Annotated in this window: 22 protein-coding genes; 10 read left to right on the top strand and 12 right to left on the bottom strand. The window is 71.3% G+C overall.

Features of this window, described 5'->3' with window-relative positions; all coding sequences use genetic code 11:
- From AB0F17_RS14310 to AB0F17_RS14325, 4 genes are read left to right on the top strand one after another with little or no spacing between them, the layout of a single operon-like run.
- A complete protein-coding gene (locus tag AB0F17_RS14310; protein ID WP_358021611.1) occupies nt 1–960 on the top strand; it encodes an ABC transporter permease in 960 nt (319 codons plus the stop codon).
- Nucleotides 960–2,894 carry a dipeptide/oligopeptide/nickel ABC transporter permease/ATP-binding protein gene (locus tag AB0F17_RS14315; protein ID WP_358021614.1) on the top strand — a complete coding sequence of 645 codons (1,935 nt, stop codon included), beginning with the start codon at nt 960–962 and terminating at the stop codon, nt 2,892–2,894. Before AB0F17_RS14310 ends, AB0F17_RS14315 begins: the two co-directional genes overlap by 1 nt.
- Complete coding sequence (locus AB0F17_RS14320; RefSeq protein WP_358021617.1) at nt 2,887–3,876, top strand: ABC transporter ATP-binding protein; 990 nt, start codon at nt 2,887–2,889, stop codon at nt 3,874–3,876. Before AB0F17_RS14315 ends, AB0F17_RS14320 begins: the two co-directional genes overlap by 8 nt.
- Nucleotides 3,873–4,781: a dihydrodipicolinate synthase family protein gene (locus AB0F17_RS14325; RefSeq protein WP_358021620.1), complete on the top strand. Its 909-nt coding sequence runs from the start codon at nt 3,873–3,875 to the stop codon at nt 4,779–4,781. The genes AB0F17_RS14320 and AB0F17_RS14325 overlap by 4 nt, the downstream gene beginning before the upstream one ends.
- Before the next feature lie 14 nt (nt 4,782–4,795).
- Here AB0F17_RS14325 and AB0F17_RS14330 read toward each other — a convergent pair whose 3' ends face one another.
- The gene (locus AB0F17_RS14330) at nt 4,796–5,170 is read right to left on the bottom strand and encodes a BlaI/MecI/CopY family transcriptional regulator (RefSeq protein WP_214637026.1); all 375 of its coding nucleotides are present in this window, start codon (nt 5,168–5,170) and stop codon (nt 4,796–4,798) included.
- A gap of 66 nt (nt 5,171–5,236) precedes the next feature.
- On the opposite strand from AB0F17_RS14330, the gene AB0F17_RS14335 reads away from it, so the two are divergent.
- Nucleotides 5,237–5,923, top strand: coding sequence for a hemerythrin domain-containing protein (locus AB0F17_RS14335; RefSeq protein WP_358021623.1), 687 nt, complete (start codon nt 5,237–5,239; stop codon nt 5,921–5,923).
- On the top strand, nt 5,920–6,411 hold the full coding sequence (locus tag AB0F17_RS14340; RefSeq protein WP_358021626.1) for a DUF4232 domain-containing protein: 492 nt from the start codon (nt 5,920–5,922) through the stop codon (nt 6,409–6,411). Before AB0F17_RS14335 ends, AB0F17_RS14340 begins: the two co-directional genes overlap by 4 nt.
- Here the strand turns inward: AB0F17_RS14340 and AB0F17_RS14345 are convergent, their stop codons facing one another.
- From AB0F17_RS14345 to AB0F17_RS14360, 4 genes are all read right to left on the bottom strand, one after another.
- Nucleotides 6,412–7,356 carry a sugar kinase gene (locus AB0F17_RS14345; RefSeq protein WP_358021628.1) on the bottom strand — a complete coding sequence of 315 codons (945 nt, stop codon included), beginning with the start codon at nt 7,354–7,356 and terminating at the stop codon, nt 6,412–6,414. It lies immediately after the preceding gene.
- Between the two features lie 59 nt (nt 7,357–7,415).
- Entirely contained in the window at nt 7,416–8,516 is a 1,101-nt protein-coding gene (locus tag AB0F17_RS14350) for a winged helix DNA-binding domain-containing protein (RefSeq protein ID WP_358021630.1), read from the bottom strand.
- Between the two features lie 74 nt (nt 8,517–8,590).
- The gene (locus AB0F17_RS14355; RefSeq protein ID WP_358021633.1) at nt 8,591–10,159 is read right to left on the bottom strand and encodes a clostripain-related cysteine peptidase; all 1,569 of its coding nucleotides are present in this window, start codon (nt 10,157–10,159) and stop codon (nt 8,591–8,593) included.
- Nucleotides 10,159–11,139: a hypothetical protein gene (locus AB0F17_RS14360; protein WP_358021635.1), complete on the bottom strand. Its 981-nt coding sequence runs from the start codon at nt 11,137–11,139 to the stop codon at nt 10,159–10,161. Before AB0F17_RS14360 ends, AB0F17_RS14355 begins: the two co-directional genes overlap by 1 nt.
- Nucleotides 11,140–11,333: 194 nt before the next feature.
- Here AB0F17_RS14360 and AB0F17_RS14365 point away from each other — a divergent pair, with 194 nt between their 5' ends.
- Nucleotides 11,334–14,075, top strand: coding sequence for an AAA family ATPase (locus AB0F17_RS14365; RefSeq protein WP_358021638.1), 2,742 nt, complete (start codon nt 11,334–11,336; stop codon nt 14,073–14,075).
- A gap of 17 nt (nt 14,076–14,092) precedes the next feature.
- Here AB0F17_RS14365 and AB0F17_RS14370 read toward each other — a convergent pair whose 3' ends face one another.
- Both AB0F17_RS14370 and AB0F17_RS14375 read right to left on the bottom strand, forming a co-directional pair.
- Nucleotides 14,093–15,910 carry a hemerythrin domain-containing protein gene (locus AB0F17_RS14370; protein ID WP_358022349.1) on the bottom strand — a complete coding sequence of 606 codons (1,818 nt, stop codon included), beginning with the start codon at nt 15,908–15,910 and terminating at the stop codon, nt 14,093–14,095.
- 92 nt (nt 15,911–16,002) lie between these two features.
- Nucleotides 16,003–16,557: a GNAT family protein gene (locus AB0F17_RS14375; protein WP_358021641.1), complete on the bottom strand. Its 555-nt coding sequence runs from the start codon at nt 16,555–16,557 to the stop codon at nt 16,003–16,005.
- A 164-nt stretch (nt 16,558–16,721) separates the two neighbouring features.
- On the opposite strand from AB0F17_RS14375, the gene AB0F17_RS14380 reads away from it, so the two are divergent.
- Nucleotides 16,722–16,988 carry a hypothetical protein gene (locus AB0F17_RS14380; RefSeq protein ID WP_358021644.1) on the top strand — a complete coding sequence of 89 codons (267 nt, stop codon included), beginning with the start codon at nt 16,722–16,724 and terminating at the stop codon, nt 16,986–16,988.
- 52 nt (nt 16,989–17,040) lie between these two features.
- Here AB0F17_RS14380 and AB0F17_RS14385 read toward each other — a convergent pair whose 3' ends face one another.
- The 3 genes from AB0F17_RS14385 to AB0F17_RS14395 form a co-directional block, all read right to left on the bottom strand.
- The gene (locus AB0F17_RS14385) at nt 17,041–18,867 is read right to left on the bottom strand and encodes a transketolase (RefSeq protein ID WP_358021647.1); all 1,827 of its coding nucleotides are present in this window, start codon (nt 18,865–18,867) and stop codon (nt 17,041–17,043) included.
- Between the two features lie 72 nt (nt 18,868–18,939).
- Entirely contained in the window at nt 18,940–19,995 is a 1,056-nt protein-coding gene (locus AB0F17_RS14390; protein WP_358021649.1) for an SDR family oxidoreductase, read from the bottom strand.
- A gap of 5 nt (nt 19,996–20,000) precedes the next feature.
- On the bottom strand, nt 20,001–20,261 hold the full coding sequence (locus AB0F17_RS14395) for a hypothetical protein (RefSeq protein WP_358021652.1): 261 nt from the start codon (nt 20,259–20,261) through the stop codon (nt 20,001–20,003).
- Nucleotides 20,262–20,333: 72 nt separating this feature from the next.
- Between AB0F17_RS14395 and AB0F17_RS14400 the strand changes: the two genes are divergently transcribed.
- Both AB0F17_RS14400 and AB0F17_RS14405 read left to right on the top strand, forming a co-directional pair.
- Nucleotides 20,334–20,582, top strand: coding sequence for a BON domain-containing protein (locus AB0F17_RS14400; RefSeq protein WP_214637041.1), 249 nt, complete (start codon nt 20,334–20,336; stop codon nt 20,580–20,582).
- Nucleotides 20,575–21,300, top strand: a complete 726-nt coding sequence (locus AB0F17_RS14405) for a metallophosphoesterase (protein ID WP_358021655.1) — start codon at nt 20,575–20,577, stop codon at nt 21,298–21,300. Before AB0F17_RS14400 ends, AB0F17_RS14405 begins: the two co-directional genes overlap by 8 nt.
- Before the next feature lie 4 nt (nt 21,301–21,304).
- On the opposite strand, the gene AB0F17_RS14410 is transcribed toward AB0F17_RS14405, so the two are convergent.
- Entirely contained in the window at nt 21,305–23,089 is a 1,785-nt protein-coding gene (locus AB0F17_RS14410; RefSeq protein WP_358021657.1) for a SpoIIE family protein phosphatase, read from the bottom strand.
- 136 nt (nt 23,090–23,225) lie between these two features.
- Nucleotides 23,226–23,375, bottom strand: a complete 150-nt coding sequence (locus AB0F17_RS14415; RefSeq protein WP_214637044.1) for a GPGG-motif small membrane protein — start codon at nt 23,373–23,375, stop codon at nt 23,226–23,228.
- Nucleotides 23,376–23,431: the final 56 nt, after the last annotated feature.

Consider the following 23,431-nt stretch of genomic DNA (forward strand, 5'->3'; position numbering starts at 1 on the left):
ATGGTCTTCATCGCCAGAATGCTCCTGCGGCGGATTCTCGTCCTGGTCCCGCTGGTGCTCGGGGTCGCCGCGTTCGTGTTCATCGTGATGCGCTTCTCCAACAGCAAGCCGGAGTACGCCTACTTCCAGGGCGCGAACCCGACCCCCGAGCAGATCCACCAGTTCCAGGTCGAGAACGGCCTGCTCGACCCGCTGCCGCTGCGCTACCTGCGCTTCATCGGCGACCTGGCCAGGGGCGACCTGGGCACCAGCGTGCTCACCAAGAAGCCGGTGCTCGAATCGGTCACGACCGCGCTGCCGCTGACGCTCCAGCTCACGCTGCTCGGCCTGCTCATCGCGGTCGTGCTGGCGCTGATCTTCGGCGTCACCGGGGCGCTGTTCCGTGACCGCTGGCCCGACCAGGTGATCCGCATCGTCTCGCTGGTCGGGGTGGCGGCCCCGGCGTTCTGGCTGGCGCTGCTGATGATCCAGTGGCTGGCCGTGGGGCAGGGCCTGTTCCCGACCGGCGGCTACATCAACCCGGCCGACTCGACGAGCGGCTGGCTGCGTTCGATGACGCTGCCCGCCCTGTCACTGTCGCTGCCGGTCGCGGCCCAGCTCACCAGGATCATCCGTACGTCGATGGTCGAGGAGCTCGACCGCGACTACGTACGCACCGCGATCGGCAGCGGGCTGCCGCCGATCGTGGTGGTGGGCCGCAACGTGCTGCGTAACGCGCTGATCAACCCGCTGACCGTGCTCGGCCTGCGCATCGGCTACCTGATCGGCGGCGCGGTGGTCATCGAGCAGATCTACGGCCTGCCGGGCATGGGCCAGCTCATGATCAACGCGGTGCGCGACGGTGACCCCGCGGTCGTGCAGGGCGTCGTGCTGACCGTCGCGGTCGGCTTCATGGTCGTCAACCTGCTGGTCGACGTCCTGTACCTGCTGGTCAACCCCAGGCTCAGGAGCGCCGCCTGATGAGACGTGGACTGACGGAACGCTTGTCCAAGCCGGGCGTCGCCTTCAAGCGCCTGCGGCCGATGTCGTGGGCCGCCGTGGGCGTCGTCGCCGTTGTCGTGCTGGCCGCGCTGTTCGCGCCGCTGATCGCGCCGCACTCGCCGCTCTTCCAGGAGGCCGCCGGCGGCGGCCCGTCCGCGAGTCACTGGATGGGACTCGACAGCGCCAACCGCGACATCCTGTCCAGGCTCCTGTACGGCGCGCGCTGGTCGCTGATCATCGGTCTCGGCGCGACCGGCCTGGCCCTGGTCGTGGGGGCCGTCATCGGCGCCGCCGCGGCCACCTCCCGCCGGGCCGTCGACGAGACGATCATGCGCCTGCTCGACGTGATCATGGCCTTCCCCGGCATCGCGCTGGCCGCCGTGCTGGTGGCGGTGTTCGGCGGCAGCATCCCGGTGCTGGTGATGGCGATGGCCTTCCTCTACATGCCGTCCGTGGCCCGTGTCGTGCGGGCCAACGTGATCGCCCAGTACGGCGAGGACTACGTCGCGGCCGAGCGGATCATCGGCGCCCGCACCCCGCACATCCTGATCCGGCACATCGCCATCAACTGCGCCGCGCCGGTGCTGGTGTTCTGCACGGTGATGGTGGCCGACGCGATCGTCTTCGAGGCGTCGCTGTCGTTCATCGGCGCCGGGGTACGGCCGCCGAACCCGTCATGGGGCAGCGTCATCGCCGACGGCAAGAACATGGTGCTCCTCGGCGGCTGGTGGGCCACGGTCTTCCCCGGCCTGCTCATCCTGATCACCGTGCTCGCCCTGAACATCCTGTCCGAAGGCATCTCCGACGCCTGGGCCGCGCCCGCCGCCCGCAAGGCGGCGATCAAGAAGGACGACGCGTTCGAGGCGGCCCGGCCGGGCTCCGGTGAGCTCGTCGAGCTGCCGGGACTGGCCGAGGCCGCCCTCAGACTGGCCGAACGGGCCCGCCCGCTGCCCTCGGGCCCGCCGATCCTCTCGGTGGAGCGGCTGCGGATCGGCTTCGCCGAGGGCGTGGACATCGTCGACGGCATCGCCTTCGACGTACGGCCGGGCGAGGTGCTCGGGCTGGTCGGCGAGTCCGGCTGCGGCAAGTCGCTGACCGCGCTGACCATCATGGGCCTGCAGCCCCGCGACGCCCGCGTCAGCGGCCACGTCCGCTTCGACCAGCAGGAGCTCCTCGCGCTGCCGCGCCGCGCCCGCCGCCGCCTGCTCGGCCACGAGATGGCGATGATCTACCAGGACGCGCTCTCCTCGCTGAACCCGGCCATGACCATCAAGTCCCAGCTCAAGCAGGTCACCCGCCGTGGTGGCCGCCGGTCACCGGCCGAACTGCTCGAACTGGTCGGCCTGGACGCCCGCCGCACCCTGTCCTCCTACCCGCACGAGCTGTCCGGCGGGCAGCGGCAGCGGGTGCTGATCGCGATGGCGCTGTCACGCGAGCCCAAGCTGATCGTCGCCGACGAGCCCACCACCGCCCTCGACGTGACCGTCCAGGCGCAGGTCATCGAGCTGCTGCTGAAGCTGCGCGAGGAGCTCGGGTTCGCGCTGATCCTCGTCTCCCACGACCTCGCGCTGATCGCCGACGTCACCGACCGCGTGGTTGTCATGTACGGCGGGCAGATCGTGGAGACCGGCGCCACGGCGACGCTGGTCGGCGCGCCCGCCCACCACTACGCCCGCGGGCTGCTCGGCTCCGTGCTGTCGCTGGAGTCGGGGGCCGAGCGGCTCACCCAGATCCCCGGCGTGGTGCCCGCACCGGCGGACTTCCCGGCCGGCTGCCGTTTCGCCGACCGGTGCCCGATGGTCACGGACGTGTGCCGTACCGACGTACCGGAGCTGGAGGGGGACGCCCGGCAGCACGCCGTGGCGTGTCACCATCCCGCTGTCGTCCTCGTGGGGAGTGATCAGCGTGCTTGAGCTCAAGGACGTTCATGTCGTGCACAAGGCCCGCTCTGGCGGGGTGTTCTCGCGGGACCGCGTCTACGCGCTGACCGCGGCGAACCTCACGATCAGCGCCGGCGAGACGGTCGGCGTCGTGGGGGAGTCGGGCTGCGGCAAGTCCACGCTGGCCAAGGTGCTGGTGGCGCTGCAACGGCCGACCTCGGGCACCGTGACCTTCCGCGGCAAGGACCTGTGGGCGCTCAAGGACGCCGAGCGGCGGGGCATGATCGGGTCGAGCGTCGGGATGATATTTCAGGACCCGTCCACGGCGCTCAACCGGCGGCTGCCCATCAGGCAGGTGCTCCGCGACCCGCTCAACGTGCACGGCCGAGGCACCCCGGCCGAGCGGGACGCCCGAGTGCGCGAGCTCCTCGACCTCGTCGGCCTGCCCGCCGGCGCGGCGGACCTGCTGCCGAGTCAGCTCTCCGGCGGGCAGCGGCAGCGTGTGGCCATCGCCAGGGCGCTCGCCCTCGAACCCGGCCTGCTCATCGCCGACGAGCCGACCAGCGCCCTTGACGTCTCGGTGCGGGCGCAGATACTCAACCTGCTGCTCGATCTGAAGGAGCGGCTCGGACTGGCGCTGGTGTTCGTCTCGCACGACATCCAGACGGTCCGGCGGATGAGCGATCGGGTGGTGACCATGTACCTGGGCAGGATCGTCGAGCAGACCCCCGCGCACGCCGTACCCCTGAACGCCCGGCACCCCTACACGCGGGCGCTGTTCTCCGCCACGCCGGGGCTGATCTCGCCGATCAACCCGATCCCGCTGGTCGGCGTCGTGCCCTCGGCCACCAGGCCGCCGAGCGGCTGCCCGTTCCGCACCCGGTGCTGGCGGGCCGACGAGGAGTGCGGCGCGGCCTGGCCCGCGGCGCGGAGCGACGCCGACCACCTGTACCACTGCCACCACCCGGTGGCGGCGGGAGCCACCGACCTCGAACTGATCCAGGAGCGCGTATGACGAAGCTGACCGGTGTGATCCCCCCGGTATGTACCCCGATGACCCCCGACGGCCAGGTGGACGCCGCGTCGCTGATCCGGTTGGTCGACCACCTGCTCGACGGTGGGGTGGACGGGTTGTTCGTGCTCGGGTCGTCGTCGGAGGTGGCCTACCTGCCCGACGCCCAGCGCCGGGTGGTGCTCGACACCGTGGTCGGCCATGTGGGCGGGCGGGTGCCGGTGCTGGCGGGGGTGATCGACATGACGACGCCACGGGTGCTCGAACACGTGCGGGTCGCGGTCGAGGCCGGGGTGTCGGGGCTGGTGGCGACGGCGCCGTTCTACACGCGCACCCATCCCACCGAGATCCGGACCCATTTCCGGATCATCAGTGCTGAGAGTGGACTGCCGGTCTATGCCTATGATCTACCGGTTGCCGTACACACCAAATTGTCCGCCGAACTGCTGCTGGGGCTGGCCGCCGAGGGGGTGCTGGCCGGGGTCAAGGATTCGAGCGGGGACGACGGCGGACTGCGGCAGGTGATCCTCGGCCGCGAGGCGCCGTTCAGTGTGCTGACCGGGTCCGAGGTGACGGTGGACTCCGCCCTGTGGATGGGCGCCGACGGCGTGGTGCCCGGCTTGGGCAATGTGGATCCCCACGGGTACGTCCGGCTTTATCAGGCTGCTCGGCGGGGCGACTGGGAGGCGGCCCGGTTGGAGCAGGAGCGGCTGGTGCGGTTGTTCGAGATCGTCACGGTCGGCGGCGACCGGATGGGCGGGAGCTCGTCGGGGCTCGGCGCCTTCAAGGCCGCGCTGCACCTGCGCGGCGTCATCGACCACCCGGCCACCGCGCTGCCGCAGGTCCCGCTGAACGACGAGGAGACCGGCCGCATCGGCAAGCATCTGGCCACCGCGGGTCTGCTGTGACGATCCGGCAGGCGCTACGCGCGCCGGTCCTTGGGCGGGAAGACCTGTAGCGCCGCCTCCAGCGCGGTGGCCTCCTCCGGGGTGAGGCGTTCGAGGAAGTGCACGAGCGTGGCGGCCTGGTTGCCGCTGCCGGCCAGGGCGCGGCGCATCAGGTCGGCGGTATAGGCCTCCTTGGAGGCGACCGGCTCGTAGACGTACGCACGGCCGACGGGCTTGCGCTTGAGCAGGCCCTTGGTGTGGAGCTTGTCCATCACGGTCATCACCGTGGTGTAGGCGATCTCCCGCTCTCCGCGCAGATCTTCGAGCACCTCCCGGACGGAGGCGGGCCTGCGGTAGGACCACATCCTGTCCATGATGGTGGACTCGAGCTCTCCCAGGCCGCGGTTCATGACCACATGCTACGGCTTGGATCAGTGGTCAATCATTTGGCAATCGGCGCCCCGCATCCTGTCATCGTGAATACTGACAGCAGTCCTGCCATCTGGGAGATGGTGGTCGTCCACCGCGTGTTCCGCCGCGAGTTCAGGCTGGCCCCCGAGCTCATCCGGCAGGTGGCTCCCGGTGACACAGAGCGGGCCGCCACGCTGGCCGCGTACCTGAGCGAGATGCTGACCGGCCTGCACCACCACCATGAGGCCGAGGACAAGTTGCTCTGGCCGGTGCTGCTCGGCCGGGTGCGGCTGGAGAGCGACCTCATCCACACGATGGAGGAGCAGCACGAGCGCGTCGCCGGGCACATCTCCGCGCTGGCGGAACTGCTGCCCGCCTGGCGCGCCGAGGCCGACGCCGACCGCCGGGACCGGCTCGCCGACACGCTGCTCGACCTGCACGACGAGCTGCTCGTCCACCTCGACCAGGAGGAGGAGCGCATCCTGCCGCTCGTGGCCGAGCACCTGACCAAGGCCGAGTGGGACACGCTCTCGGAGTACGCCCGCGCGCAGTTGCCCAAGGACCGGATGCTGATCCAGCTCGGCGCGCTGCTGGAGGACGCCACGCCGTGGGAGCAGGAGGCGTTTCTCGCCCTGATGCCAATGGCCGCCCGTGTCCTGTGGAGACTGGTCGGGCAGCGGCAATATCGGCGCGAATGTCAGAAAGTTCGGCGGAGAACTCTTGGGGTGTTTCACGCGTCGAAGCACACATGATGACGTTCAGGATCGCCGCACTCGTGGGTGGGCTGCTGCTGGCCGGCGGCGCCGCCCCCGCGCTGGCGCAGGAGACCGTACAGCAGGCCCCGGGGCGCTGCTCCGCGCCGCAGCTCCAGGTGCGGCTGGGCAGGGTGGATGCCGGGGCGGGCAATCGCAACGCGCCGCTGGTGTTCACCAACCGGTCGCGGGCCGCGTGCACCCTGCAGGGCTATCCGGGGCTGGTGATGTTCGACAAGCAGGGTGACGCCCTGCGGACCCGCGTCCGCCGGACGCCGGGAGCGCGGCCGAAGGTGACGCTCAGGCCCGGCGGGAGCGCCCGCGCGACCCTCCACTGGACCGTCGTGGAGACCGGCACCGAGACCACCTGTCCCGGCGCGGCCCGGCTGATGGTCATCCCGCCGGACGAGCGGGCTCACACGGAGATCACGTTCGCCGTCGACCGCGTGTGCGACCAGGGCCGACTCGACGTCACACCGATCAAATGACTAGCGGCTGACGCCGTCGGCGGGGCGCTGGAGCAGGTTCAGGTCGGCCCGGCTGGGCAGGCTCTCCCAGTCGCCCTGTGAGGTCACCGCGAACGCCCCCGCCGCGCAGGCCGTGCGCAGCCGCTGCTCGGCGTCCGCGCCGGCCAGCCAGTCGGCCAGCCACCCGGCCGCGAACGCGTCCCCGGCACCGACCGGGTCGACCTCGGTCACCCGGTACGGCCGAGCCTGCCGCACCGAGCCGCCGGAGAACTCCAGCGCCCCCTCGGCCCCCGACTTGACCAGCACATGCTCGGGGCCGAGCGCGGCCAGCGCCTTGGCCAGGTCCGCGGCCTCTTCGACGTCGATGATCAGCCGGCCCTCCGGCACGGTCGCGAACAGCACGTCCACGTCGCCGATCGTCTCGCGCAGCCAGGCGCCGGCCTCCTCGGGCGTCCACAGCGCCCGGCGGTAGTTGATGTCCAGCGATACGAACACCCCGGCCGCCCGGGCCACGGCGATCGCGTGCCGTACGGCCTCGCGGGCGGACGCCGACAGAGCCGGAGTGATCGCGGAGACGTGCAGCACCCGGGCGGTCTCGATGAGCGTGGGGTCGAGGTCGCCGGGCGTGATCCGGGAGGCGGCGCTCTTGGCCCGGTAGTAGCGGACGTCGACGAGATCGGCCGTCCGCCGCCCCTTGATCATCAGCCCGGTCGGCGCGTCCAGGTCGGTGACGGCCCGGACGTCGACGCCCTCGCCCTGGAGCGTGAAGCGGATCAGCTCGCCGAACTCGTCGGCCCCGACCCGGCTGATCCAGGTGGCGCTGTGGCCCAGGCGGGTGACACCGATGGCGACGTTCGACTCGGCGCCGCCGAGACCCAGGTCGAAGTCGCGGGCGAAACGCAGCGGACCGGTGCGCCGGGCCGAGAACAGCGCCATCGTCTCACCGAAGGTCACCAGATCGGTCATTGGACTTTCTCAGCCTTCCGGACATTACGCGCGGACCGGCGCAGCGTACCTCACGGCTCTCAGGTCCTGGACGGGTGGTCGAAGACGGCGAGGTCGTGCTGGTCGCCCGGCGCCAGGAACTCCAGCAGCCGGATCCCCTCCTCGATCACCGCGTCGAGACCGGAGATCGGCCGCCACTGGTGGATGCCGAGCGTCGAGGTGCCCTTGGCCCGGCTCACCGTCCAGTCGCCCACCGGGAACCCGTCCACCAGGATGATGCGCGGCACCACGTTGGTGCCGATGAAGCCGCTCAGCCCGGAGGTCGCCGCCTCGGTGATGACCCTCGACCGGTCGGCGTGCGACAGGAAGAGGTTGTCGAAGTCGTACATCAGCCGCACCGGCGCCGGCGTGTCCTCATCGGGCCGGACCGCGTCCGGCAGGTCGTACAGGAGCCGGCCCGACTCGTCGCGGAAGCGGACCAGGTCCATGGACTCCACCACCTCGCCCAGCCGGGTCAGCCCCGACCAGGCCTGCACGTCCATGACCGAGGCCGGCCCGAACGCCGTGAGGTAGCGCGCCACCAGCTCGGCCGCCGTCATCGGGGGCACCGACAGCCCGAGCCACGACTCGGCGCTGGTGTGCGCGACCGGCCCGGCCTGGCCCCACAGCCCGCGCGGCGGCACCTGCACCAGCGGCACCAGCCACCGCACCCCCTGCCCCAGCGCGTGCGGGTCGTTGCCCGGCCACCGCTCGGCCAGGGCCTTCCCGAGCTGGGCGAACGTCATCGGCTGGGCTTCGAGCAGCGCCCGGCCGGCCGTGGCGAGCTCGTCGAGGTCCACCCCCCGCAGGCGTCCGCCGAACGTGTTCCTGGTCATCCGCTCGGTGACGATCTGCACCAGCGGCCGCATGGCCAGGCAGTCACGCGCGCTCACCAGGTGGATGGTCGAGCGCTGCAACGCGATGCGGACGAGGGCCCGCGAGGCCAGGAGCTGGGAGGCGGCCATGGCCTGGAAGCCCTCGACGCGGTTCCACAGGCCGGTGTACCAGGTGTGGGGGGTCTGCGCCTGGAGCCCGCCGAGGTGCTCGACCACGTCGAGCACGGACAGGTCCGTACGGCGCAGCAGCAGCTGCCGGTCGAGGGTGGCCCGGTTGAGGGCCCGACGGCTGAGAAGGGGGTCCATGCGAGACACGGTAGGGGCTATCGCGGCCGGTCCCTGGCCGCGATAGCCCCGATGTCACCGGCACCGTCGCCGGATTATGGTCGGTGCGGTCTCCTCCCGCCGATGCCCCGCGCGTCGGCGTACTCCTTGAGGAACCTGTCCCATGCGGTGTCCCTGGCGATCTGCAGGTCCGCGTAGTACGGGGAGATCGTCCGCTCCATGGGGAAGTACGCGCTGAGGCCGCCGCAGTCCTCCACCTTGGCGCCCTGCCGGTCCTCGTGGATGACGAAACCGCCCGGGTTGTGCAGGGCGATCATCTTGTCCGCGACGGAGGCCAGCGTGGGGTCCGTCCGGGTGTCGGCGATCAGCGCCAGGCAGAGCGTACGCAGGTCGATCAGCGACCGGTCGGTGTGGAACCGGGTGGCGACCGACTGCACGCTGTCCACGACCGACCGGTTGGCGAGCACCTGCCCGCGCAGGCACTCGGCGAGGGTCTCGAACTCCCGCATGAACTCCTCGATCCGCGTCGCGTCCACCGCGCACTGCGTGACGGTCGACGGGCCGGGCCGGTAGGACCGCAGATACTCCTCGACGACGGTCCGGCCGAGGTCCCTGGCGTCCATCCGGGGGTTGCCCGCGAGCGCGGTGAGGATCTCCGTGTACGGCCAGCCCGCGTTGGGCTCCACCTCCTCCGAGCCCACCACGACGCCGACGTGCTCGCGGATCTGGTAACACACCTCCAGACCGCTCATCAGGCAGGCGTCCATGCCCAGCAGGTCGATGGGCCGGCCCAGGTCGGTGTGCAGTTGCCGCAGCACGTTGTACAGCTCGATGGTGTCCATCGAGTGCGGCGTGCCGTCGTCACCGGCGATGGCCCGGGCGTGGCCGGTGGGCAGGGTCAGGAGCCGGCGCAGGGACGTGGAGAACACGCACTTGCTGATCTCGGGCGTCTCGGTCAGCCGGGTCAGCTCGGAGAACGACGGCTCGCCTTCGGCCGGCGCGGCGCGGGGCACCCGCCGGATGTAGCCCTGCTCGACGTCCCGCCGCACGGCCCGTCCCCTGACCTGCGTGTAGAGCTGGTTCAGGTCGTCCGGGCCCCAGCCACCGCCGTGGTTCCAGATCACCAGGGCGTAGCGCTCGGCGGGTGCGTGCCTGGCGGTCCAGCGGGCGAAGTCGACGAGCGTCTGGGGATGGCCGGAGTCGACCGGGGGAGCGAGCTCCTCGACCAGGTCCTGCCTGCCTCCCGGGCTGAGCTCCATGTGCTGGGCCCGGCCCTGGATGCCGTGGCGCTTGACGAAGGCGGTGACCCGCACGCCGTTGTACGACGCGAGGGCGCGCAGCTCCGCAAGATCCCGGCCGGCCGCGTCGGACAGGCTGTTGTTGCCCGCCATGTAGACCATGAACGTCCACGGGGCCGGTCCCCGCGGCGTGCTCTCCCGTTCGGCGGGGTCGCTCCGGGTCTCCCCGAGCGCCCGCCAGGTGGCGGCACTCGCGATGCCGTCGGCGGGGATCCGATGGCGCTGCTGGAAGCCGAGCACCGCGCCGTAGGTCGAGCCGCCGAAGTAGCCGTCGGCCTGGATGCGGTAGCCGCGGCTGCGCAGCAGTTCCTGGAGCCGCCGGACCTCTTCTCCTCCGCTGCCGAGCCGCAGCGGGGTCTCGGCCATCAGCCGGCTGCCCAGTGGAAGGTGAAGCACTTGGCGTCGGGCGACAGGTCGCCGGTCGGGATGACGTACATCGGGGTGTGGACGCCGAACATCTTGGCCTTCCACAGCACGATGCAGCCGCCTGTCTGGACGGACCTGGAGTCGAACCCGGCATGGTCCGCGCCGCCGGTCTCGACGAAGCAGATCTGCCGATCGCTGTCGTCGCTGACCTGCACGCCCTTCCACCACAGGCCGTGGGGGGCGGTGCTGACGCGGACCTCGGTGGTGCCGGCCGGCGCCGGCGTCTCGGTCAGGTAGATCACGTCGCCGTCGTGCATCCGGTGGCCGTTGAGCAGGTCGTTCCTGCTGATGCGGATGAGCTGGAAGAGGCCGCGGCCGGGCATCCGCTCGTAGCGGACGGGCGAGCGCTGGTCGCCGTGCACGATGGCGAGCAGCTCGGGCAGCGCGGACACGACGGCGGGCAGCACGGCCTGCGTGATCGGCCCGAAGAAGCGCTGGTTGAGCTCCCGGTCGGTGACGCGCACCGGCTGCTCGCCGCGGCCGGCGGCCATGTTCTGCAGCAGCCCCGGCAGGAGCTGCACGACGATCGGCGCGAGCGTGCCGACGAGCTGCGGCGCGAACTGGAGGAAGCGGTCCTCCTCGTTCTGGTCGATGTCCGGCTTGGGCGGGCCGAACGAGAGCAGTTGCTCCACGAGCGGCGGCATGAGCGCCTGTACGGTCGGTACGGCCACGGAGATGAGGTCCATGTACGACCGGTCCATGGCCAGTTGCGACGGGATGGGGAACGAGGGGCCCTGCGGCTGCTGCGGCGTGAGGTTCCACTGCTCGAACGGTCTGGCCGGCGTCGTGGCCATCGGAGGCGCGCCGAACTGGTTGGCGGCCGGATGGATCAGCTGGAGGTTCTGCAGGATGGTGGGAAGGAGCACGTTGAGCATCCGTGCTTCCGTTCCCCGCTGCTCCTCAGCGATGTAGGACGGCATGTCTTCTCCCGGCGTCTTTGGCGGCATTCGTCCTCGTTGGACGCTATGAACGGTGGTCACTTCGAGCATCCGGGAACGCCCTGGGGATAACCCGGGGGCTCTTCCCTAGGGATCGAATCGGGTGACTCAGGCCAAACAGTGACTAGACGCTTGGCGGCCCAAGGCTCACCATGAGTTGGTCTGGGGGTGGGTCCATGACAGCCCGCGCCGTACTCACCGGACCAGAGCGCTCCCGCGACGAGCAGTTCGTCGGCCGGGGCCGAGAGCTGGCGGTCCTGCACGCCCAGCTCGGTCGCGCTTTCGAGAGCCGGTCTGGCCTGGTGGTGGTGGAGGGACCTGCGGGGATCGGCAAGACCGCGCTGGTGCACGAGTTCCTCGCCAACGTCGAAAGCGCGCTGGTGCTCGATGTGAGTGGAGAGGAGAGCGAGGCCGAACTGCCGTACGGCGTGCTGGGCCAGCTCGGCGCCCAGGCGCAGCCCGTACCGGAGCCGCTGGCCCAGTTGCCGTCGATGGGTGAGCCCGAGCACCCCGACCCGCTGGTGGTCGGCGCGGCGCTGCTCGACCTGCTCCGCCAGCTCCAGCGCGTGGCCCCGGTCGTCATGGTGGTCGACGGCGGCGGCTGGGCGGACCTGCTGTCGCTGCAGGCGCTGACGTTCGCGCTGCGCAGGCTGCGCAACGACCGGGTGCTCACCATCGTCATCGTCAGGGACAGCGACCATTCCCGGCTGCCCGACGGCCTGCGCCGGCTGCTGCGCGGCAGCTCCGCGCTCCGCCTGCCGCTCGGCGGGCTGAGCGTACGTGAGCTGCAGACACTGAGCGGGCGGCTCGGCCCGGTCCGCCTGACGCCCCAGGCGGCCGAGCGGCTGCACCGGCACACCAAGGGCGTCCCGCTGCACGTCCGCGCGCTGCTCCAGCAGGTACGCCCGGAGACCCTGGCCGACGTGGACGCCCCGCTGCCCGCACCCCGTTCCTATACCGCCCTGGTACGCGGCCGGCTGGCCAAGTGCGGCAAGCCGGCCCAGCGGCTGGTCACCGCGGCCGCCGTGCTCGGCACCTCGGCCCCGCTGCACCTGGTGGCCCGGATGGCCGAGCTGGACGAGCCGCTCCCCGCCCTTGAGCAGGCCGTCGCCGTCGGCCTGCTCGTCGAGTGGCGCACCGGCGCCGGTGTGTCGCTCGGTTTCCGCAATCCGCTGGTCAGGGCCGCCGTCTACGACGATCTCGGCCCGGCCACCCGGCGCCGGCTGCACCTGCTCGCCGCCGACCTCGTCGCCGACGTGGTGCACCGGCTGCACCACCGGCTCTCGGCCGCCGACCGGGTGGACGACGAACTGGTGGGCGAGGTGGCCGAGATCGGGCGCAGCCAGGCGGCGGCCGGGCTCTGGTCGAGCGCCTGCGGCTGCCTGGCGCGGGCCGTACAGCTCACCCAGGAGGGGACCGGGCGGGACCGGCTCATCGCGGAGGCCGTGGAGGCGCTGGTCGCGGCCGGTCGGCCGGGAGAGGCGGCCGCGCTGGCCGCGCAGGTGGCGCCCGCGGCCGATCCCGGGGTGCGTGACTACGCGCTCGGGTCCGTGGCGCTGGTCAACGGGCGGCTCGACGAGGCGGGCAGGCACCTCGACACCGCCTGGCCGCACGCCAAGACGCAGTGCGGCCTGGCGGCCGGGGTCGCCGGCCGGCAGGCCATGGCCGCGCTCGCGGGCGGGCGCGGCGCCGACGCGGTGCGCTGGGCCGAGCAGGCCGACGGCGACCTGGTGCGGTTCGCCGAACTCGTCGGGCTGGGACTGGCCGGCCGCGTGGAGGAGGGGCTGGCGCGCTCCGGCAATCTGCCCGCCGCCTCGCAGAGCGACTCCGGCGAGCTCGACGCGCTGCTCGGCCGGGGCATGCTGCGCCTGTGGAGCGACGACCTCTCAGGCGCGCACGAGGACCTGGCGGGCGTGCTGGCCGTGGGCAACGGACGCTCGGCGGCCTTCCAGCTACTGGTGGAGACCGCACTGGCCCAGGTGGACTACCGGCTCGGGCGGTGGGACGAGGCGGTCATGCACGCCGAGTCCGGCGCGCTGGCCGCCGACGACTTCGGCCAGCTCTGGCTGGCCGCCTACGCGCACGCCGTGGCCGCGCTGGTGCCCGCCGCCCGCGGCGAATGGGACCGCGCCACCGCCCACGTACGCGCCGCCCGCGCCGCGGGCCACCCGGACAACCTCATCGCCCAGGTCAGTACGGCCAGCGCCGACGGCCTGGCCGCCACGGCCCGCGGCGACCACGAAGCGGTGATCGCCGCGCTCACCCCGCTGACCAGGACGCACCTGCCCTGTGAACCGGCGATGGTGTTCTGGCCGGGGCTCCTGGCCGACGCCCTGGTCAACACCGGCGACCCGGACGAGGCCGAGAACGTGCTCGGGCCATGGGAGCGGCAGGCGATGGACCAGGAGCGGCGCAGCGCGCTGGCCGCCACCGCCCGTGCCAGGGCCGCGCTGCAGGCCGCCAGGCACGCCTCGGTCGAGGCCGAGTCCGCGTTCCAGACCGCGCTCGAGCACTCGGCCAAGCTCGACATGCCGTTCGAGGAGGCCAGGATCCAGCTCGCTTACGGCACGTTCCTGCGGCGCAGGGGGCGCCGGGCCGCCGCGGCCGAGCAGTTGGAGGCGGCCCAGGTCACGCTCTCGAGGCTGGGCGCGCTGCCGTACCTGGAGCAGTGCGGTCTGGAGCTGGCCGCGAGCGGCCGGTCGGCGCCGCGCGCGCGGGACACGGCGCGGCTCGGGCTGACCCCGCAGGAGCACACCGTGGCGGTGCTGATCAGCCGCGGGCTGACGAACCGGCAGGCCGCGCGGAAGCTGGTGCTCAGCGTCAAGACCGTCGAGTACCACCTGAGCCACATCTACACCAAGCTCGGCATCACCTCGCGTACCGCGCTCATCGGCCGGCTGAGCGATCCGCGCGAGTAAGGGGGTGCGTCGCCGCGCTAGCCGAAGATCTGGCGCTCGCGCCGGATGTGGCCCGGCCTGGTGGCGGCCGCCAGCAGGCGCAGCGGCCGCCCCGCCCCCTTGAGCAGCCGCGCGGTCTCCTCCGGCGTGGCGTGGCGGAACAGCCATGGCGCGGTGAAGGTCGGCTCGCGCAGCGCGGCCCGCTTGGCGACCTGCTTCTCCACCCGCACAAAAGCGTCGAACGGCACGAACCGCAAGACGATCGGGAACAGCTCGGACTCCTCCTCGGCGATGTGCTCGTCGAGCAGTCCCAGCAGCTCGCCCAGCTCCCGGCCGAGCGCGCCCAGGTCGCCGGTCAGCGCGGCGCGGCAGCGGTCCAGCAGCGGGCCGAGCGCCTGGTGGCCGTCGGTGTAGGGGGCCAGGTCGACGGCCTGGCCCGCGGCGCGCTCGATGACCGGCCACAGCAGGTCGGCCTCGTCGGCGTGGTGGTGGTCGACCTCGGTCAGCAGCGAGGCCACGTAGCCGCGCACCGCCCTGCTCCTGGCCACGCCGAGCTCGGCGGGCCGGGCCAGCAGCTCGGTGAGCCGCCGCAGGTCGGTCAGCATGGCGCGGTGGATGACGTACATCGAGGTGAGGTCGGGGCGGGGCTCGCCGTCTTCGCGGGAGGCCACAGCGGGGATCTTCCGTACGGTGCTCATGCGGCCGGCATGGGCGGGCGCTCTTTCCGTCTTCTGGCCGCCGACCTGCCGGGCGGGGGAGCCACCTGAGCGCTGCCGGGCCGCCGAGTCCTGGGCCGCCCATTTGCGCAGCCGTGGCCAGGCGCGGAAGAGCGCGGCGCTGGCCGGGGCGACCCGGTCGTCGCTGATCGCCACCAGCTTGCCCACCTCCGTCGTGGTGGGCTCGACCCGGACGCTGACCCGTACCAGGAGGCCGGCGGCCACCAGCCGGGTCAGCACGCCCCCTTCGTCGCCGTTGTCCTTGACCTCCTCGCCGTCGAGCAGGCGCAGCAGCAGGCCGGGCAGCTCGCCCTGCTGTGACGGGGTGAGCGAGGCGTACGCCTTCTCGGCCACCTCGCCCAGCGAGCGCGGCCCGGTCATCCCGACGGGCGGGCGCAGCTCGGTGGAGCGGCCGACCAGCAGCTCCGTGGCGGAGGGACGGTCCGCCGGGTTCTTCGCCAGGGCACGTCCCGCCAGGTCGCGCAGCGGCGGCGGCAGATCGCCCAGGTCCGGGTCGACCGTCAGCAGCCGGTGCAAGATCGCGCCGACGCTCTCGCCCTGGAACGGGTCGCGACCGGTGGCCGCGTAGAGCACGACCGCGCCCCAGGCGAACACGTCGGCCGCCGCCCCGGCCCGCTGCCCGGTGAGCACCTCGGGCGCCAGGTAGGTGCGCCGCCCGCCGACCGGGTCGCCGGCCGCCATGCCGTAGTCGATCACCCGTGGACCGTCCGGGGCCAGCAGGACGTTCTCGGGCTTCAGGTCGCGGTGCGCGATGCCCGCCTCGTGCAGCGTGCTGAGCGCGGTCGCCAGCGCGGTCGCCAGCGCCAGCAGTTCGTCGCCCGCGTACGGCCCGTGGACGGCCACCGCCTGCCGCAGGTCGGGCCCGTCGGCGAACTCGCTGACGATGTACGGGCTCTCGCTGTCGAGCCCGACGCCGACCACCCGGGCCAGGTAGCGCGGCTTCACCAGGCCGACGGCCTCGGCGAGCTGCCTGGTGACCTCGCCGCGCGGCACCTTGATCGCGAACCGGCGACCTTCGTCGTTGTAGGCGTCGTAGACCACGCCGCGGCCGCCCGCGCCGAGCCGCCCGGCCAGCCAATAGCCGCCAAGCTTCTCGGGGTCACCGGGCACCAAGCGCATCGTCACTGCTGCTTAGATGCACGAAATCGTGATTTGGTTGCAAGACGTCACAGGTCCCCCGCGCGCCACGGAGGACCCGTGCGTCATGATCATTATGTCAGTCTTCCGTATCGCGGCCGCCACTCCGGTCGCAGCACCGACATGGTGATGGCGTCGTGCCACTCGCCGTCCCAGAGCAGCGCGTCACGCTGCACGCCCTCCTCGACGAATCCGGCCTTCTTGTAGACGTGCCTGGCGCGGTCGTTGAAGGCGAAGACCTCCAGGCTGATCCGGTGCAGCCGGGTCGTGGTGAAGGCGTGGCGGAGCAGCAGGTCGATGGCCTCAGTGCCGTAGCCCTTGCCGAACGCGCGCGCGCCGATCAGGGCGATGCGCAGGCTGCACGCGCGGTTGCCCTCGTCGAGCTCGTTGAGCACGATCTCGCCGACAAACCCGCCGTTCGCGAGGATCGCCAGATCGAGGCGGTCGGCGTGCTGACTCCTCGTCGCATACCAGTGGCGGCTGGCCTCCCGGTCGAACTCACCGTGCGAGCCGGTCAGCCGCCGCACTTCGGGGTCGGTGACCAGCTCGAACAGGTCGTCGGCGTATTCGGGGCCGACCGGGCGCAGCGTCACTCGGTCACCCTGGAGGGTGGGCTTGTCAGCGAACATTCCCCCTGACTATCAACCCTGATCAGCCACGGCAAACTCAATTCGCCGGCGGGACGCTGAACAGGCGACTCATGGCCGTCCTGCCGGGGTCCATCAGCCTGGCCCTGACGACTGGTTTGTTTTCCGGCCTGGGGATAGAGGTTCGTCTCGTCAAGGAGGTATTTATGACCATCGCCGGAAGCATCATCCTCATCATGCTCGGCGCGATCCTGACCTGGGCCGTCGAATTCGATCTCGCCGGACTCGACATCAACGTGGTCGGCGTCATCCTCATGCTCGGGGGTGTGGTGGGGCTGCTGTTCGGGATCTACCGGATCAGCATGACCCGCAGGGCCGTGGCCCCGATCGACGAGCCGGTTCACCAGCCCGAGGCTCGCCGGACCACGGTGTACGAGGAGCGCGCCCGCCGCTACGACGAGCCGCCCCTGTAAACGCACCCCCGATGAACCCCCGCAACCGACCCCCATGACGACACAGTCGTGATCACAGCACCCGCTTGACCGCCTCGGCTATCGCGTGGCGGTCTATGCGGGCGTCTGCCAGTTGTTCCGCCGGTGTCGCCGACCCGGGCAGGTCCCGAACGGCCAGCTTCACCACGCGCGGCCCGAGCTCGCCGACGGCGTCGAGCACGGCGTCGCCCAGCCCGCCCTCCGGCCGGTGGTCCTCCACCGTGATGAGGGTGCCGGTGGTGGTGGCCGCCTCGGTCAGCGCGGCCGTGTCGATCGGCTTGATCGAGTACATGTCGAGCACACCCACCCGGATGCCCTCCCGGCCCAGCTCGTCGGCCGCGGCCAGCGCCTCGTGCACGGTCACCCCGGCCGCCACGATCGTGGCCCGGTCCTCCGCCGACTGCCGCAGCACGCACGAGCCGCCCACCGGGAAGCGCTCGCCCGGCTGGTAGATCACCGGCGTATCGCCACGGGTGGTACGCAGGTACGACACCCCGGAGATGTCGGTCAGCGCGGCGGTCAGCGCGGCGGCCTGGTTGGCGTCGCAGGGGTAGAGCACGGTGCTGCCGTACACCGTGCGCATCATGGCCAGGTCCTCCAGCCCCATCTGTGAGGGGCCGTCCTCGCCGATCGACACGCCGGCGTGCGAGCCGACCAGCCTGATCGACGCCCGGCTCACCCCGGCCATCCTGATGAAGTCGTACGCCCTGGTGAGGAAGGCCGCGAAAGTGGCGGCGTAGGGGATCCAGCCCCGCACCTGCAGCCCGACCGCCATCGCGACCAACTGCTGCTCGGCGATGTAGCACTCGACGAAGCGCTCGGGGAACTCCTTCGCGAACTCCGCGGTCCTGGTGGAGTCGGCCACCTCGCCGTCGATCACGACCACCTCGCCGCGGGCCGCGCCTACGGCGACCAGCGCCGCGCCGAACCCGGTCCGGGTGGCCACCTGGTCGCCGACCTTGTACGCGGGCAGCGTCAGGTCGCCGTCGTGGAAGCGGTACGGCTCGCCGGCGGGCTCGGGCGGGAGCACCTCGACCCGCACGTCCCGTATGCCGCCCAGCTCGCTGATGGCCTTGTCCGGGTCCTTGAGCGCCTTGCCGTGGGCGCCCTCGCGGTTCTCCACCTCCAGGACGCCCTCGCCCTTGCGCGTCTTGGCCAGGATCGCGGTCGGCCGCCTGCGCGTGTTGCAGGCGTCGTTCAGGGCGAAGTCGATCTGCCCTGGATCGTGGCCGTCGATCTCGATCGTGTGCCAGCCGAACGCGCCGAACCTGCGGGCGTACGCGCCGGTGTCCCAGCCGTGCCGGGTCGGGCCGCGCTGGCCCAGCCGGTTGATGTCCACGATCAACGTCAGGTTCGCCAGCCCCTCGGTCCCCGCGTACTCGGCGGCTTCCCAGATGGACCCCTCGGCCAGCTCGCTGTCACCGCAGAGCACCCACACCCGGTACGGCAGGCGCTCCAGCCGACCGGCCGTCGCAACCCCCACCCCGACGGGCAGCCCTTGGCCGAGCGAGCCCGTGGCCACGTCCACCCACGGCAATCCGGGCGTCGGATGGCCCTCCAGCCGGCTGCCCCGCTTCCTGAACGACAGCAGCTCCTCGTCGCTGATCGCGCCCGCGGCCTTGTACAGGGAGTAGAGCAGCGGCGAGGCGTGCCCCTTGGAGAAGATCAGGTGGTCGTTGGCGGGGTTGTCCGGAGCCTGGAAGTCATAGCGCAGATGGCAGGCGAACAGGACGGCCATCAGGTCGGCCGCCGACATCGACGAGGTCGGGTGGCCGGACCCGGCGGCGGCCGAGCTGCGTACGGAGTCCACACGTAGCTGGGCGGCGAGTTCGGACAGGAAACGCAGATCGCGTTCGGGCATCAGGTCCTCCTCGGGGTTGCCCCGCCGCCTACCCCTTCTGGGTTGCTTAACTCTGCGCGGCCTGAGGCTTCCTCAGGTTCTGGCCCGGCGGACGGCCGCGAGACCGGCCGCCGTCGCGGCGGCGGCCAGGCCGAACAGCACCACGCGCCGGTGCTGCGACATCCAGAGCTGCGGGCTGCGGGCCTTCGAACGCTCGTCGAAGCCGCCGTGCGCGCCGTAGTCGCGGTCGTCGTCCGCGGGTTCCCAGAGGTTGGCCACACCGCTGCGCGGCTTCTCGTCCGTCTGCTGGGAGTCCACGCCGGTCCGCGCCAGATAGCGATCCACCAGCGCGGGCGCGATCCGCTGCGCGAGCAGGGTGGCCGCGGTCGTGACGCCGACCCAGTACTCCTTGCGCTCCGGGTGCTCGGCGGCGTACACGATGCCGCGGGCCGCCACCTCGGGCTGGTAGATCGGCGGCACCGGCTGCGGGTGGCGGCGCAGCTTGCTGAGCACCCAGTCGAACTGGGGCGTGTTCACCGCGGGCAACTGCACCAGGGTGATCTTGATGTTGCTGTGGTCCGCCATGAGCTCGACGCGCACCGACTCGGAGAAGCCCTTGATCGCGTGCTTGGCCCCGCAGTACGCGGACTGCAAAGGGATCGCCCGATACGACAGGGCCGAGCCGGTCTGGACGATGACGCCCCTGTTGCGGGGACGCATCAGCTCAAGGGCCACTTTGGTGCCCCAGACGTAGCCGAGGTAGGTCACCTGGGTCGTCCGTTCGAACTCCTCAGGCGAGATGTCGGCGAACCGGGCGAACACCGAGGAGAACGCCACGTTGATCCACACGTCGATCGGGCCGATCTCCGCCTCGACGCGTTCGGCCGCCTGCCGTACCTGGTCATAGTCGGCCACGTCCGCCTCATAGACCTGCCCGCTCCCGCCGGCGGCGCCGACGTCCACGGCCGCGGCGCCCAGGCCGGTCGTCCCGCGGGCGATCAGCGCGACCTTGGCTCCCTTCACGCCGAGCTCGCGTACCACCGCACGGCCCACCCCGCCACTCGCGCCCGTCACCACGACCACGCGTCCGCGCAAGTCGTCCGTGATGTCCGTCCTGGTGATGAGATTCTCGGCACTCTGGGGCGCCATGAAGATCAACCCGCCTCTTCTGATCTGCCGCGTCGCTGCCGCCGGATGGCCAGCACGATGTCGATGACCACGCCGATCGCCGCCACGACCGCGATGCCGGTCATCACCGGGGCCCTGGCGATGACGCCGAGCACGGCGAACGCGAACAGGAACACCAGGATGAAGGAGCCCACCATGATGTGCGCCACGTCGCGCGGTGTCGCGGGAACCATCGCATGGGATCGCTCGTCCCGGCCCTCTTCCCAATCGTCGTTGTTCTCAGGCATGCCGCTCACCTGCCCCCGCCGTTTGCCGCTTAACGTCGCGGGTAGCGGCGTCGGGAGAAGGAGGAATCTGCGATGGAAGCTCCGCAGTACGTCGCGGCCAGGGTCCAGCGAGCGCTGGCGGAGGACGCGCGCACGCACGAGCTCGGCATCCGCGTCGACATCAGAGGCGATCAGCTGTTCCTGCGCGGCCAGGTGGACGGGGCCGAACAGCGTGAGCGACTCGGGGCGGTGGCGCACGAGACCGCGCCGGCCCTCCACCTGCACAACGAGATCAGGATCGTCGACATCACCGAGCCCGGAGAGGATGAGCACCTTGACTGACCTCCGCATAGCGGCCGTGGGCGACATCCACCTGGGCGAGGACGCCAGGGGTCGATACCGAAAACATCTGGAGGGCATCGAGGACCGCGCCGACGTACTGATGCTGGCGGGCGACCTGACCCGCCACGGCACGCTGGAGGAGGGCCGGGCGGTCGCCGACGAGTTCCGCGGCCTGCCCGTGACCGTCGTGGCCGTGCTCGGCAACCATGACTACCACTCCGACCTGCAGTACGAGATCGCCGGGGAGCTACGCGACGCCGGGGTCACCGTGCTCGACGACGACGGCGTCGTGCTCCAGTGCGGCGAGACGAAGCTCGGCGTGGTCGGCGGCAAGGGCTTCGGCGGCGGGTTCGCGGGCAAGAGCGCGAGCGAGTTCGGCGAGCGGGAGATCAAGAACTTCGTGGCGCACACCCGGTACATCGCCGAGGCGTGGAAGGTGGCGCTGAAGGAGGTCCAGGCCGATCACCGCGTGGTGCTGTCGCACTACTCGCCGGTCAAGGAGACGCTGGAGGGCGAGCCGCACGAGATCTACCCGTTTCTCGGCAGCTATCTGCTGGCCGAGGCGGTCGACACCGCCGGGGCCGACCTGTTCCTGCACGGGCACGCGCACAAGGGCACCGAGAAAGGCATGACGCCGGGCGGGATCAGGGTGCGCAACGTGGCCCTGCCGGTGCTCGGCAGAGCCTACGGGGTCTACTGCATCGACGACCGCGACTGATCGGCTACAGGACCCGGGCGGCCGCGATGCAGACGTCGTCGTCGGTGCCCCGGCCGTCCAGGTGCGACAGCACGCAGTCGATCACCTTCTCCGGGTCGGCGCAGCCGCACTTGCCCGCGGCCTGGGTCAGGGCGGCGATCCCGGCGTCGAGGTCCTGACCACGCCGTTCGATGACGCCGTCGGTGTAGAGCACGAGGACGTCGTCGGCTTCCAGTTGTGTCGTGGCCAGGCCGTACTCGGCCTTCTCGAAGGCGCCCAGCATGGTGCCGGGTACGCCTTCGAGCAGTTCGGCCTGGCCGTTCCTGATCAGGAGCGGCGGCGGATGGCCGGCGTTCGTCCAGGACAGCGTGCGGTCCGCGGGGTCGAAGTGGCCGACGATCGCGGTGCCGGTCACGGTCACGCCGTTGTTGGAGTGGACGAGCAGGTCGTTCAGCCAGGTGGCGAGCTGGTTGGCGGGCGCCTGCGTGTAGGCCAGGCCGGCCAGTGCCGAGCGCATCTGCAGCATGAGGCTCGCCGCGGCCAGCCCGTGGCCCATGGCGTCGCCGATGCCCAGCAGCACCCTGCCGTTGGGGATGGGACGGGCCTTGAACCAGTCGCCGCCCAGCCGGGCCAGTTCCTCGCCGGGCAGGTAGCGCACCCCGATGGACAGGCCGGGCATCTGCATCAGTCCCCGGCGTACCGGCAGGATCGTGTTCTGGAGCTGCACGGCGATGCGGTGCTCCTCCTCGGCCCGCTCCCGCTGCAGGGAGGCCTGCGCGTGGGCCACGGCCAGGGCCCGCTCCCTGCGGCGGTTCTTGGTCACGTCCTGGACGAGGAAGCGCACCTTGACGGGCAGCCCCTCGGCGTCGAGTACCGGCTCACTGACCACGCTGAGATGCCGCAGCCCGTGCCGGTGCTGGATGCGGAACTCGGTCTCGACCGCCTCGCTGTGCTCCAGGAGCGTGCGCAACTGGTCGTCCACGATGGGCAGGTCGTCCGGCACCACCACGAGCGGCAGGTCCTCCAGGGGCAGCGGGCCCTCGCCGCGCTCCCTGCCGAACATCTCGTACATCTGCGGCGTCCACAGCGTCTGCTGGGTGGCCAGGTTCCATTCGCCCCAGCCCAGCTCGGCCAGCCGCTGCGCCCGCTCCCAGCCGGCGACCAGCACTTCCTCGTCGTCGAGCGCGCGCCAGCTGACCAGCAGCCCGCCCTCCATGCGCACCGCGCGGACGCTCATCGTGGCCGGCCAGAGCAGGTGGTGCCGCACCTCGACGAACTCGAGCGGCCCCCGGTACAGCGTGTCACCGGTCTCGAAGACATTCAGGAAGTCGTCGAACAGCCCCGAGCAGGCGGCGCCGGGGCTGGTCTCGATGAGGCGGCGTCCGCGCAGCTCCCCGGACGTCCACCCGGCCACGTCGCCGGCGTGCTGGTTGGCCGCCGCGATCAGGAAGTCCACGACACGGCCCGTGGCGTCGCGGATGGGTGTGAGAAAACAGGCCGAGATGTGCACGGTTTCGAGGACCCCGGTGATCCAACTGGGCAGCACCGGCGGCTCCGGCGGCTGATCGGGCGGCTTGTCGATCCCCCTAGCGATCTCGACCAGCGCGAGCCCGCTGTCCTGGGCCATGCGGGAGAGCTGGTCAGCTGCTTCCGTTGGCCTGATGTTCAGCCGCGTCGCCAGCCGAGAGGTGGCCTCGTCGACGATCGCCTCGTTGCGCATTCGGCGACGCAGTCGCGTCAGCAGCTCGCGAATCCCGGCGGCCGCCGCGCCACAGTCGTAACGGCCGCCGAACGGCGGGTAATTGCTCACATCCTTCCCATTCCCTACCAGAGGACGGGAAAGAGGTGCATACGTTGCGATATTTCAGCAAAAAGTAGACGGTCCACTGGGACGGACTCGGGGACCGGCCCAGTGGAGGGGACGGGGATTCGGGGCGTCTGGCCCCTTACACATGGAAGATGCTGACCCCGCCGGGGCCCACCAGGAAGCCGAGAACGATGAGGACGATTCCCCAGAGAAGGTCGCGGCGGGCCAGGATCACGTAGATCCCGGAGATGACGAGTATTACGGCGATGATCCAGAGCAAAGTAGCCATGAGCCGCCTCTGCCCTCAGCAATAGGCCTTTAACATGCTACGTCCGGCCCTACTCT

The organism is Nonomuraea sp. NPDC026600, from assembly GCF_040638335.1.
Lineage (GTDB): Bacteria > Actinomycetota > Actinomycetes > Streptosporangiales > Streptosporangiaceae > Nonomuraea.